At 48.0% G+C, this 13,235-nt stretch carries 9 protein-coding genes; 2 read left to right on the forward strand and 7 right to left on the reverse strand.

Annotated features, from left to right (window positions below):
• Window positions 1-6: 6 nt before the first annotated feature.
• Both lpdA and NZ653_01280 read right to left on the reverse strand, forming a co-directional pair.
• Window positions 7-1,416, reverse strand: a complete 1,410-nt coding sequence (gene lpdA, locus NZ653_01275) for a dihydrolipoyl dehydrogenase (GenBank protein ID MCS7285760.1) — start codon at window positions 1,414-1,416, stop codon at window positions 7-9.
• 65 nt (window positions 1,417-1,481) lie between these two features.
• A complete protein-coding gene (locus NZ653_01280) occupies window positions 1,482-2,687 on the reverse strand; it encodes a BMP family ABC transporter substrate-binding protein (protein ID MCS7285761.1) in 1,206 nt (401 codons plus the stop codon).
• 469 nt (window positions 2,688-3,156) lie between these two features.
• Here NZ653_01280 and NZ653_01285 point away from each other — a divergent pair, with 469 nt between their 5' ends.
• The gene (locus tag NZ653_01285; protein ID MCS7285762.1) at window positions 3,157-4,437 is read left to right on the forward strand and encodes a hydroxymethylglutaryl-CoA reductase, degradative; all 1,281 of its coding nucleotides are present in this window, start codon (window positions 3,157-3,159) and stop codon (window positions 4,435-4,437) included.
• Here the strand turns inward: NZ653_01285 and tatA are convergent.
• From tatA to NZ653_01305, 4 genes are all read right to left on the reverse strand, one after another.
• Window positions 4,434-4,607 (reverse strand): twin-arginine translocase TatA/TatE family subunit, encoded by a 174-nt coding sequence (tatA, locus tag NZ653_01290; GenBank protein ID MCS7285763.1) that lies wholly within the window; start codon window positions 4,605-4,607, stop codon window positions 4,434-4,436. The genes NZ653_01285 and tatA overlap by 4 nt on opposite strands.
• 362 nt (window positions 4,608-4,969) lie before the next feature.
• Complete coding sequence (locus NZ653_01295) at window positions 4,970-5,683, reverse strand: hypothetical protein (GenBank protein ID MCS7285764.1); 714 nt, start codon at window positions 5,681-5,683, stop codon at window positions 4,970-4,972.
• 276 nt (window positions 5,684-5,959) lie between these two features.
• The gene (locus tag NZ653_01300) at window positions 5,960-7,765 is read right to left on the reverse strand and encodes a hypothetical protein (protein ID MCS7285765.1); all 1,806 of its coding nucleotides are present in this window, start codon (window positions 7,763-7,765) and stop codon (window positions 5,960-5,962) included.
• A gap of 392 nt (window positions 7,766-8,157) precedes the next feature.
• On the reverse strand, window positions 8,158-10,311 hold the full coding sequence (locus NZ653_01305) for a hypothetical protein (protein MCS7285766.1): 2,154 nt from the start codon (window positions 10,309-10,311) through the stop codon (window positions 8,158-8,160).
• 213 nt (window positions 10,312-10,524) lie between these two features.
• Here NZ653_01305 and NZ653_01310 point away from each other — a divergent pair, with 213 nt between their 5' ends.
• Window positions 10,525-11,955 (forward strand): hypothetical protein, encoded by a 1,431-nt coding sequence (locus NZ653_01310; GenBank protein MCS7285767.1) that lies wholly within the window; start codon window positions 10,525-10,527, stop codon window positions 11,953-11,955.
• Here the strand turns inward: NZ653_01310 and NZ653_01315 are convergent.
• Entirely contained in the window at window positions 11,901-13,115 is a 1,215-nt protein-coding gene (locus tag NZ653_01315) for a hypothetical protein (GenBank protein MCS7285768.1), read from the reverse strand. The genes NZ653_01310 and NZ653_01315 overlap by 55 nt on opposite strands.
• Between the last annotated feature and the right edge of the window lie 120 nt (window positions 13,116-13,235).

A 13,235-nucleotide genomic window follows, 5' to 3' on the forward strand; every position in this document is an offset into this window, starting at 1 on the left:
CTCCCATCATCTGCGGCGTATTGCCCTATAATGTATGGCTTCGCCGTAAAAGGCTGCTTTGGCAGCTTCCATCACCGCCTCGGAGAGAGAAGGATGGGGGTGGACCGTCCAGGCCACCTCTTGAGCTTTGAGCTCCAGGCGAACCGCCAGAGCCAATTCGCCTATCAGTTCCCCGGCCCACGGCCCCATTATGTGAGCCCCGATGATCTTCCTGGAGCCTTTCTCACATATAAGCCGCACAACCCCTTCAGCTGAATCCATAGTCCAGGCTCTGGCGTTGGCTGTAAAGGGGAAACTGGCCACCTCAAAATCCACCCCTTCCTTCCTGGCCTCTTCCTCCGTGAGGCCAACTCCGGCTATTTCCGGGAAAGTGTAAATACAGTAAGGGATGGCACGATAATCAGGGGTTCGGTGGTGGCCAAGAGCGTTTTCAACGGCTATCTCCCCTTCATAGGAAGCCTTGTGGGCCATTAATGCCCCTCCCACACAATCCCCGGCCGCAAAAATGTGAGGGATTGAAGTCTGAAGGTAACCGTTCACCTTCACAAACCCCTTATCCAGCTCTATCCCGATTCCATCAAGGTTAAGGCCACGGGTATACGGTCGCCTCCCAACAGCCAGGATTACTTTTTCGGCCAGGAAGTGGAAGGGCTTCTCTCCGGAACAAACCACCTTAAGCTTGTCTCCTTCCGGCTCTATCGCCTCTACTTTAACCGAAGTTATAACTTCAACCCCTCGCTTCTTGATAAGAGCGAGAAATCTGGAAGCAATGGCTCCATCGGCAGGCGGAAGGATGCGGGGAAGAAGCTCCAGCACTGTGACCTTGCTGCCCAGACTGCTATAGAGGGTGGCAAGCTCCATGCCTATAACGCCAGCCCCGATTATAACAATAGACGAGGGTATGCTTTCCAGTCTGGTTATCTCATCCGAATCTGAAACCCCCGGGAGATTGGCTCCGGAAATTGGAGGGATTGCTGGCTCTGAACCCGTGGCCACAAGGAAATTGCGGGCCCTGATACGTTGCTCGCCTTCCCTCGTCGTAACCTTCAGGGTCAGGGGGTCCAGGAAAGAAGCTTCCCCCTGGAAAATGGGGATGTTGTAGCTCTTTAAGAGGGTTTCAACCCCCTTTACCATTTTTTCCACCGTTTTATCTCTGAAATCCCTGAGGCTTTCAAGGTTAAACCCATCAAAGCGGGCCTTTACCCCCCAGTTAGGGGCTTTTTGGATCAACTCGGCTGCCTCTGCTGCGTGGAGGAGGGCTTTGGAAGGAATGCACCCCCGGTTGAGGCAGGTTCCTCCAATACGGTCCTTTTCCACCAGGGCAACCCTGGCTCCAAGCTGGGCAGCTCTTATAGCCCCCACATATCCTGCTGGCCCGGCCCCTACTATCGCCAGATCAAATTCCAATTCCTCCATTTCCACCTCCAGGGATAAATTAAAAGGGGGGTACCCGAGGGCACCCCCCGTCTTACCGTTAAGTTTTACTTCGGTATCTTGCCCACCACGTTGTCCACGAACCAGTCCATAGTCCAGAGCTCGTGGTAGGTGGCGCGGCGCCCAGGCTCTATCCTGAGCTTGCCATCCTGGTCATAAATGGGGCCAGTGAAGGGGTCAAAGAGGACGGTGGGCTCCTTCATCTGGGCCAAGCGCTTGAAGACCAGGTCATACACGCTTATCTCGCCGAAGATGGGGTCCTTCACCTTCTTGGCCTTGGGAGCATCCTCAAACTTGGGGTTAATGGGAACTCCGAAGTCAGCCCCGAGCTCCACAGCCTCTTCCTTGAGGAGCCACCAGTAGTCCACGTTTTCCAGGTTCTGGTTGGTGTAGACGCCTAGGTAAATCTTCATGAGGATGTCCTCGTAAATTTTCTCCCAGTGAACCAGCTGGCCACTAACCACGGAGTTGGGGCCGTACTGGAGCATTGGGCTGTAGTGGGCGAAAGTGTAAACAGGCTTGCCCTTCTGGGTAGTGTATTCCTCGCCTACCTGGATCACGGCAGGGGAGTCTTCGGTGAAGGCCAGGACATCAGCCCCATCGGCGATCATAGCTTCGGCTGCTTCGCGGGCCTTAGCCGGATCGTACCAGGAGAAAAGCCAGCGGACATCCACCTTTGCATCGGGATTAACCTCTTTCACGCCCAAGGCGAAGGCATTAATGTGGCGGATTACTTCGGGGATGGGGTGAGCAGCAACATAGCCGACCTTCCCGCTCTTAGTGAGGGCTCCAGCCATCAGGCCGTTGAGGTAGTAAAGCTGGTAGAATTCAGCAAAGTAAGTGCCCACGTTCTTGGCTCGCTTATATCCAGAGCAGTGGAAGAAGATCTTATCGGGATACTTCTTACCTGCTTCTATAGTAGCGTCCATATACCCGAAAGAGGTAGTGAAGACTACATCTGCTTTCTCTTCTACCACGAAGCGGTCCAGATAACGGGCAACGTCAGCCTCAGGGACGGATTCGGCGTAAACGGTCTCAAGCCAGTCCTTGAATTTTTCCTGGACATACTTGCGGCCAACATCGTGGGCGTGGGTCCAGCCGTAATCTCCAATGGGGCCTACATAGATAAAAGCGGCCTTTATCTTTTTAATCACAGGCTTTTCTACAACTATGGGGGTAGGGGTAGCACAGGCCGCCAGCAAAGCAAGAACGGTAAAAACGGCAATGATCAGAAGGAGCCTCTTGCGGTGCATACAATCTCCTCCTCAAAAGATTTGCCCATCCAAGGGCAATTTTAGTATAGCATAGGGGAAATTTTTTGCCAAGTCTTAAGCCTCGGAAAAAGGTACAGATAAACCAGAGCAGCCTGGCCGGTGGGGCGCTGGATAATGGGCCCGGAAGGCTCGGCCAGGGACAACATACCACTACCATCTGAGTATTAATTGTTTTTGGGCTAACCAGAGCGTCTTCTCCACCTCCTGATAGGAACTGACAGCCCGAGCAACCCGGAAAAATTCCGTCCCGTAACGGCCGCAGGTGAAGGTCACTGACTTTTATTCTGGGGAGCAAAGAAAACAAGCAGTTGCGAGCTCGTTCCCTTAAGGTTACCGGTTGATCGCTCATCCTTTTTCAAACTCCGCCAATCGCGTACGCGATGGCCGCACTTTTGCTTCCAAACTGAAAGCGGTTAAAATTTAGGTGACGATTTTAAGGAGGAAAACCTTGGAAAAAACCTCCCGTCTTCCAGGATTCTATAGGCTAAGTTTGCAGGAAAGAATCGAAATTATAGCCCACTGGGCAAACCTTTCCCCGGAAGAAAAAGCGCTTTTAGAAAAAAGCCTTTCCCTTGAACAGGCTGAAAAAATGATAGAAAACGTAATAGGACTCTTCCCTTTGCCTCTGGGGGTTGCTGTCAATTTCCTCATAAACGGTAAAGATTACCTCATTCCAATGGCCATAGAAGAGCCGTCAGTAGTGGCGGGGCTGAGCCATGCAGCGAAACTCGTCAGGGAAGGGGGTGGTTTCCAGGCTGAAAGTTCTGAACCTTTAATGATAGCTCAGATCCAGGTGATGGACATTGTGGATATGGAAGAAGCGACGCAGAAGATCCTTGAGGCTCGAGATGAAATTTTCCAACTGGCTGATGCCAAACATCCCACCATCGTTTCCCTGGGAGGAGGGAGCAAAGGGTTAGAGATAAGGAAATTCCCGGATACCCCCGCGGGCCCCATGCTGGTAATCCACCTCCTTTACGACACGAGAGATGCTATGGGGGCCAATGTAGTTAACACCGTGGCCGAAACAATAGCTCCTTTTATAGAAGAAATCACAGGGGGTAGAGTTATCCTGCGTATTCTTTCCAATCTCTCCGACCGCCGCTTAGCTCGAGCTCGATGCCTTATACCGTGGAAAGCGCTTGAGAGTAAAGGGCTGCCGGGAAAAGAAGTGGCCAGGAGGATTGTAGAGGCCTGGGCCTTAGCAGCAGTGGACCCATACCGGGCTGCGACTCACAACAAGGGGATAATGAATGGAATAGACGCAGTAGCTATAGCAACTGGAAACGACTGGAGAGCTCTGGAAGCAGGAGCTCACGCATACGCCGTTCGAAATGGGCAATATGGGCCATTAACGACCTGGAAGCAAAATGAAGAGGGGGATTTGGAAGGTTTCATTGAACTACCTATAGCTGTAGGCACAGTGGGGGGAGCTACCAGAGTTCACCCCGTAGCAAAATTATGCCTTAAAATCTTGGGAGTCGAAACTGCGAAAGAATTGGCCCAGGTTATGGCCAGTGTTGGGTTAGGCCAGAATTTAGCAGCCCTCCTAGCCCTTGCTACTGAAGGAATACAAAGAGGTCACATGAAACTTCACGCTCGTCAGGTTGCTATAGCGGCGGGCGCTACCGGGGAACTCATAGATTTAGTAGCCAAGAAAATGGTAGAAGAGGGCGTTATAAGCCCTCGCAGAGCGAGCGAAATTCTTCAGCAATTAAAAAGGGGTTAACCCTTTTTTTCCTCCCCCTTTTCTTCTTCATCAAGCCCGGAAGTTGCTTTGCGAAACTCCCTTATGCTCTTGCCCAGGGCTCCCCCCAGCTCCGGCAATTTCCCCACGCCAAAAATTATTATAATAATCAAAAGGATAATCAACAGCTCAGGCACTCCCAGGTGAGGCACCTTAGACCTCCTTCACCGAATGATTTGCGGGTAGATTATATCACACCTACCGCGTGGGGCAAATTGAGGCTGGAAATACTCAGGGGAAGAGTTCAAATTCCGCAATTTTAAGGCTCGTACCTAGAATATTGCCTAACTCGTCTCGAAGGAGCAAACGCCCCTCAGTGATGGGATCGTAGGCTCCGATGGAAAGGACATAATTGCCCTCTGATCCTTCCGCTGGGATAGGCAACTCATAAACAGCGCATATACATTCGCTTGGAATCCAGCTGGTTGTTGGATATTTGCCATAACCTGGGGTAGTGTCCACTTGGCTTACGAGGAAAGTTGAGGAAAATAATCTTTAAGCAAGTGCGCCGTCCTCACAAATATCTCCTCAAAGGACATGGTCTCGCTTCCCCTGACATAAAACATGCAGGAACAAAAGCTCCTGCAAGGTGCAGGAAATGGGGCCCTGTATCGGCACGAGCTAATACGTCGGGGAGGAGCATTATTGCAAAATTCAGTAAGGCAAAGAAATACGAGTTCAAACGAACCCGCAGAACAGCAATCACTATGCCTGCCCAAAAAAACGCGGCTATTAAAAGGCTAAAAAGGGGCCTCCCCGCAAGATTGTGTCGCCATGTTCCGTCACCTGTGAAACCAAAAAGGGCCACATGTTCTGAAATCTGCCTGACGAGGAGCGGAATAAGCTTTCCCTGATGAACCTGAGGGTTAAAAATAAATTGATTAACGTAATGAGGCGACTTGAGAAAGGTCATTAAAAAGGGCAAAGAAGATATCCAGAAGCCTGTCCAGAAAAGCGCCGCTTCCTTGAAAGCTCTTTTTATCCAGACCGTCCAGAAAATGATTCCTGCAAATATCAGAGCAAAAGAAGCCTGATAGCAATAAAAGCTTAGACCTAAAGCAATCCCTCCACAGGCAAAAGCCCAATTTTCCTTCCTATTTAGCCCACGCCAAAGCATGTACCAGGTAAAAGCTTGGACCAAAGGCAAGGGGTTAGGAGGAAAAGCCAGACGATTAACATGCCCACAAGCGAAGGTTATTGCGTAAAGCCCTGAAGCCGCAAAAGCCATTCAATATTCCACCAAGCGCTGCTCTACACATAGCGCAGTAGCCGATTGCCCCGTAATTAACGTTGGTAGGGCTGCTAAATAGGAAAAAAGTGCCAAGCTCTGAAATTTGGAACACATATCCTTCAAGGATGCGGAGGGTAATATAAACCCACTCTGCCTCGGCGCTGTTCAGGCCAGGAGGCACTGGGCTGATTTTCCAAAGCCTGAAAAAAAACTCCGACGGCTGTTATAGCGATTATTAACGCAATATCCAGCAAACGATAGCCTTTTTCTCGTTTATTTCGCTAAAACTGTTGTGATGGTGACAAGATTTGCCCATAAAATCTTCACCTTCGCTAATTTCGCATGATCCAAACCATTTTCGAAAACGAAACGGCCTTGGTCGCTGTATAGCACTAAAATTAATTCATACTCGCCTGGCATTTGAGGCAATCTTAAGGCATATCTTGCGGTAAACCATCCTTCCTTTTCTGCCTCCTCAGGTTTCATCAAGAAAGAGACAGGATAATCGATTTGGGACGCCACCCGGCCTGCTTCGTCCAGCAGCTGGAGGGATGTTTTCCAGTCCCATAAAGTGACTAAAGGCAATCTCCATTTCAAGTCAACATAGAGAAAATCCGAGGGTTCTAATACTGAGCCATGAGTTTTTACAACGTAACCTGATATCTCTGCGTTTTCTTTTAATTCCCCTGAGGCTATTACGTTCTTGCCTCCCTTTTTGAACCTCACCAGCCTAACAGAGGGCCCAGTCCACTTGTTTTCAGCGAGATAAAGATGCTCAGCCAATGCAAACTCAACCCATCGCTCGGAAGAAGTTTCAGCAAGGCCCTGCATAACAACCCACACATCCTCAGCATCGCTTATCAATTGCCACAATTGTTCTCTCCATTTAGGCCGGCCATCTATGAATTGCTCTTTTATTACAACAATATGATGGGGGCAGAGGCCCTTACAATAATTGAGCATCGCTACACGAGGAATATAAGCCCAGGGCGGTTCACCCCACATGTAGATTATAAGTTTGCTATCCGGGCTTCGCTCTTGCCGCAGAAGCCTGTAAGCCTCTACAAAACCGCTTTTACTCCCAAATTCTTCATCCAGATACGAAAGTTTTAAAATCAAAGCGACTGAAATTAAGAGTAGAAGGGCTAAAATTTTTGCGTTAAAACCCATTTTGTGCGAAATATTTGTTGCATTTTTGAGAGATAATGTGGCTAAAATTAATAAGCTTGATAGAAAGATGAATAAACCCCAATGCATGCCAGTGGAAGATGCCCAGACTACTTCGGCTTTGGTTATGTTTAATAAGCGCCAGTGATTTAACGGTGGGGAGGTGCGCAAGTTCCATGTGAATTCCTTAAGGGTTATGCCGGCTTTGAAAACTTCCTCATAGAAAGGATAAGCCATTATACTTTGCATAGCTGCAAACATCGTGCTCAATAACAGGAGCACACCGAAAATTATGCGGAAGAGCTTTTTATTCCAGAAAGTTTCTAAAGTTTCAGCCAAAGGGAGCGATAAGAATGGTAAAACGGGGTTCACTTGCCTCGGGCCCCAGCCCCAGAAACCCCACCAGAAATGCGCACGTGTGGAAGCGAACAGATAAATTAGCCCAAGACTCGCTAAAAAGAGACCTCTTCCGAACTTCCTGTAAAGGAATCCCGGTAAGCCAGGGAGGGTTAACCATAGTATGGGACAGAATATCAAAAGCCCCCATCCTGGGCTGACCAGCAGCCCAGCTAAATTGTGAAGATCGGGGAAAGCTTCGCTGAGCCTTTGAGGAAAAGGCACGTAATTTTTAACTAGAAAGTGAAAGAGGACAATTGCGGACAGAATGAGGCAAAGCAGTATCAAGGCCTTTGATTTAAACCCCATGGAAAACCATCTATTCCAAAAAGCTGCAGGCTCCTTCCGTATGTAGAAGATCCACATTAAATACAGGCTGAAGGGAAAAATGAGAAAGGAAGTGGTTCGTTTTGTAATGGCTACCCAGGTAAATACTAAAAACCACCCGAGCAATCTTTTGAAACCGCCTTTTTCCTGATACCTCAAGAGCATGAAGGCTGCCAGAGTAAGCCCCATGGCCGCAAGGGGTTCCCTCAACAAATAGCCGCTGTAAGGCCAGGCGAGAGTCCCAACTCCATAAGCGATGGCCACAGCTGTAGCAGTCCCAATACCGTAACCCAACTCTAAAAGCAAAAGCACAATTATTCCACCAGTAACAGCGGTTGCAAAAGCGTTCAGAAAGAGCAAGATTTGATAAGTTCCAAAAGTTTCTACAAGTTGGCTTACGACCAGTAAGGGAACTCCTAAAGCATACAGACCTATATATTGCAGGTGGCCAGATTCAAGGGTATGAAAACCCGAGCGCAAGGCCTGGCTCATTTTGTCAATGAATAGCCACTCATCAGGTGAGTGGGAAGTGCCTTTGTAGCTCCAGAGATAGAGGGTGAAAAGAAATAACATCACACTAATTACGGCTCGTTTTTTCTGCCTTCCCATTGGTAGACCCTCGCTTCTAAGAATCCAACAGATAGGGCTCGTTCATCACCGCCCTTCATTTCGGCGATTTCAGAGGGTTTTAACGCATAAGCATATTCAAAGGTCAATTCATTCCACCCACGCCTAATTTTGGAACGAGGAAGCAAGATTGTGCCCTCCCAAAGCTTGCAATCCTCCCATTTGTGCAGGGCAATTTCTTGCCCATTTATTCTTATCGCCATTGTTTGTTGTTTTTCCGGAACGCAGAAAGGAAAAGCCTTCAGCTTTAATACATAGTCTTCTCGCTTTGGGGCAAGCCACTGAGCTTTAGATAATAGCCCTTCAGCCCAAATTCCCCATTCTTCTTTTCCGGACCACCCATCTAACCTGACCAGATTCATTGGATCTTCCATGTCTTTAACTTTAGCCACGCAAATTTTGTAAGACCAGGGTGAAATTTCCTCGACGGGGGCAAAACAACCTATGGGTATAAACACCGGGTTTGTGTTAATTAATCTCCACATAGCCTCTTCTTTACCACCATGCACAAAATGCACGAGGAGATATCTAATACGATACTGTTGGAGCAAGAGGCCTATATCAGGCCTGGCCAGAGCGTCCTCATTTTGCAAGAGATGTGCCCATAATGCGAAGAAATGTTCGGGTAAAGAGGAGCCTAAGCCAGAAGCTGTTGGTTTTTGATGCAATAGGGTTGCCCACAAGTTCTCTGGTCTGAGGGTAAGGGTAGGAAAAGCAAGGTCAGCGATGCCCTCTCCTGGTTCCAAAGTTTGTCCAGTTATCCAAACATAAGCAGGATGAAGGTTGAAATGAAGGGGCAATTCGCTGGTCGGATAAGGGAGTGTCTCTATTAACCACAGGATTGCAATAACGTAGCGAAGCCCCTTAGGAAAGCTTCTTAGAGCTAATCCAGCTAAGGTTATAACCCCTAAACCCCCGACAAAAGTGTAACGGGACGCAACGCGGCCGACCTCCCAAAAGGGAACTAATGCTGTTAGTAGAAAACCGGGCAAGGGGAATCCTGAGTCAAAGGGCAAATCGGGCTGAGAGCTCCTGAATATTCCGGGTTTCAGCACATGTCCCAGGCGCCATATTAAAGTGTTTAAGGGCCGGAAAAAGGAAGCCTGAATAACTTCTCCATCCCATTTAAGCAACGGACCAAGGCCTAAAATTAAGCCGACTACAGCTAAGGTTAAGGGGCTTCCGGGAAGGGTTTTATTTCTCAAAAGGACAACTATACCAGCTAAGGCTAAAATGAATGTGATTAGGCCTAGGCTTGGGGTTTCGGTCTCGCTGTATGGGCCACGGTAGAGGGAACGCGCAAACTTTTGAATTAAAGGTAAAGGGTGGTAAGCAGAAGGAATGAATAGACTGTTCAGGCTTGCTCCCCAGTACACATTGTGATCTAAGCCAAAAAACAGGGTGTTATCTTGCCAGCGGCCAATTATTTGAAGCACGAGCACAGGTGAGGCCACCAGGCATGCTATAATGGCTGTAATAAAGGCCTGTTTAAGCCTTTTTAACTGGAAAATCTGAGATCCCCACAGGGCAAAAACCATCGCCCCCATGAATATGCCGTAGAGGACGAAGTTGACCATTAACCCCCATATTAAGCCAATTATAATGGTTAAAGTTCTTTCCGCCTGAGGCGAGGAGACACGTTTCAGCTTTTCTATAGCCAATGCGAGCCACGGCAACAAACTAAAGCCCCATAGCATGTGCATGTGGCCTTTAACCCGGGAAAAGTGCATGCTTGAAAAGGTGAAAACTATGGCAATTATAAGAGCGGGAAATTTGGGTGTAAAAAGCCGTGCGAAACGTAACGCTCCCGAAAAGGAGAAAGCAAGAGATATCATGGCTAAAATATTGTAGGCAAAAGCTTCCCCGCCGAGCTCATACAGGGGCAATGCCAGGATGAAAAGGAAAGGTGTATGGGCCAATGTAGTTGTATGCCATCCAAGGGGGTGGAAAACAAAAGGGGTGAACCAGGGAGGGATATGGCGCACAAAAATAGTTTCATGATACCACCGAATTCCCCATAACACTTCCAGCACGTCTTCGTAAGCTGGTAAATGGGTAAAGATATTTTGCACTCGCCAGCTCCATAGGAGAAACAAAATAAAAGGCACCCATTGTACAAACCGTTCAGGTTTTCCGGGGATTGAAATCATCCTTTTTAAAAGCGGTTTCGCAGCCGTGCAGTTCAAAGTTCTCCCTCTTTTGAGAGCTCTGAAAGCTTTATATCACCCAAGGGCCATTAAGTCAAAATTTGGGAGTTTATTAGGTTTAGAGTTCAGACTCCGTTATAATTATGGGGGCAATTCAGCGTTAAGGTGTTGGCGATGGGGCGTTTAAAGACTTCCAGTTTATTTGTGTTGCTTCTATTTCTATCCATATTCCTTATGGCCTTGCGAGCTCCTGTTGACACTGACATGTGGTGGCACCTGGCAGCGGGCCGTTATTCCCCAGCTTTAAGACCGTTGAATTTTGATTTTTTCTCCCACACCGTTGAGGGAACTCCCTGGCTTAACCACAGCTGGCTTTCTCAGCATTTCTTTTACGGCCTTTACCGAATTGGGGGGCTTCAAGCAATAGCTCTAGCGACAGCTTTTATTGTTACTTTATCTTTTGCCATTATTTATTCCAGTCAAGGCAACCCTTATGTGAAAGGTTTCTCTTTGCTTGTGGCTGCCCTGGCCTCCTCCGTGGTTTGGACACCCCGCCCGCATCTTTTTTCTTTCCTGGCATTTGCTTTCATTATAAACCGCCTTGAGAGGTTAAGGGGGAGAACCGATGTCATCCTTCTGCCTTTTGTCTTTATGCTTTGGGCTAACTTGCACGGAGGATACATAGCAGGTTTAGCGGTAATGCTCCTTTCTTTGGTAGGAAACTTGGGAGATTCTTTGCTTTACAAAGATCCAGAGGCCAGAAGGAAAGCTAAACTTTTGGCTTTAATCCTACCTCTAACGCTTTTGGCCATTTGTTTTAACCCCTGGGGTTTTGAGCTTCTGCTTTACCCTGTTAAGACTTTGAGGATTAGAACCCTGCAAGCCTACATTCAAGAATGGGCCTCTCCTGACTTCCACATCCTGGCTAACCACCCGGGCATATGGCTCACGATTGCTATTATGCTGATCCTGGCTTTTTCCAAGACCTCGGTTAAATGGGCAGACCTATTGCCTCTTTTAGGATTCTTTTACCTTTATCTTTTAGCTGTTCGCAACATAGCTTTCTACTCTTTGTTGGCCGGGTTGACTCTCATGCGCTATGGGGAAGTTGCCCTCCAGCGCTTTGATTTCCTTCGCCCTTCCAGCAAGCGCAGCTACTTGAACACGTTAATCCTGATCTTAGCTTTAGCGGTGGCAAGCTTTAGGGCGTACCATGTTTTGAAGGAGCAATCCATACAAGCACAGGAGCAAAGCAGCTTACCGAGGAACGCGGTAGAATTTAGCCTAAAAGAAGGGCTTACGGGTAATCTTTTTAACAGTTACAATTGGGGCGGTTATCTTATTTGGCACCTTTACCCTTATTGTAAGGTGTTCGTAGACGGAAGAACTGACCTTTATGGTGAAGAGATTTTGAGGGACTTCCTCCGAGTGGCCAGAGCAGAGGAGGGATGGGGACGAATTTTAGAGAGGTATAAAGTGAAGATTGTAATCGTTGAAAGAGAAGTTCCCCTTGTCCGCTGCCTTGAATTACAAAAGGGGTGGCGCAAAGTTTACGAGGATTCCCTCGCGGTGATTTTTGTTAGGGAAGGATCGTTAAGCCAGTAGCCAAGGGCCAGAACAGCAAGGATGTATCCCAGATAATTTTCGTTCAGGAAACGGGAGAAGTAGAAAAAGATAAAGAGGGTGAGGCCGTAGGCCCAGAGAGCGACCCTGAGAGATGGATATCGGTATAAGCGAAGCCCTAAAGCAATAGCTACCGGGAGGGTAAATGTTATCTCCAAAATCCAGAAAGGGAAGTAACTGAGGCGGGATTCCACAAGCCCAAGGGCAAGGATAAAATTAGCTATACCCCAGCCTCTGATCTGGTAGGAGATTTTAGCGGTTCCGGCTGCCCATCTCCATACATCATCCACCATGGCCTCAGGATCCCAGAGGAAAAATGGTGTTACGATAACCAAAAATGCTAAGGCGAAGGCTACAATCGGGTAAAGAAGGGCACGGGTTTCACCTTTTTCCCTCCAAAGATAGAAGAAGTAGAACGGAACAAAAAACCACGCAGTAGGCTTAGAGGCACAGGCTAAAGCAAGGAAAACAGCTGAAGCAATCTCTCCTACCTTGGTCTTAACCTTGACCAGAAACCACAAGCTCAACACCAACCAGAATAGGACAAAGGAATCATTTTGTCCGAAGATTACGTCACTTCCCATGATCGGGTTAAGGCCCAGAACTGCCACTAATTTTAACCTATTTTCAGGTTTGGGAACAAAGAAGGAAACCATAATCAGGGTCAGAACAAAAAGCACAAGGTAGACGAACCGCTGGTCATACCATCCCAGAGAAGCTTCGAAGATTCGGTAAAAGGGCCAGGGGAAAAGGAAGGTCCAAGGTAAATAGGGGTAGTGATAAAGGGCTGTTTTATAATCCAATCCCCATTCGGCCATCGGGGTGTCAGTGTAGTCTTCAACATAGGGATTTTTTCCTGCTTGTAATAACTTGATAGCCTCTTCTGTCTGGATAACTCCGCCGTCGTGAGTGTATGAGGCTGGTCCTGCCTGATGCCTCAGCATTATAAAAAGCACAGACTCCGCTATGACGGTGGAGAAAATTATCCCAAAAATTATGCCAAGTTTGAGGCTGTAAAGCTGTGGCTTTACTATGTCCATCAGCAAATAAAGAGCCACAAGGCCGAAGGTTGTGGAAATAAGCAGAAGAGATAGAGGGTCAGTAAGCCAATCTTTAAGTAATTCCTGAGCCTTGGGACTCAAAATCAAGCTGGTAAGGGGTAAGGAAGCTACATCCTGATGGCGCTGGGGCAGAACGAGTTGAGCGAGGGTATCAATCCTTACCCGGGCTAAAACCAGTATGAATAGAATAAGAGCATCCGC

The organism is Anaerolineae bacterium (genome assembly GCA_025062375.1).
Taxonomy (GTDB): domain Bacteria; phylum Chloroflexota; class Anaerolineae; order SpSt-600; family SpSt-600; genus SpSt-600.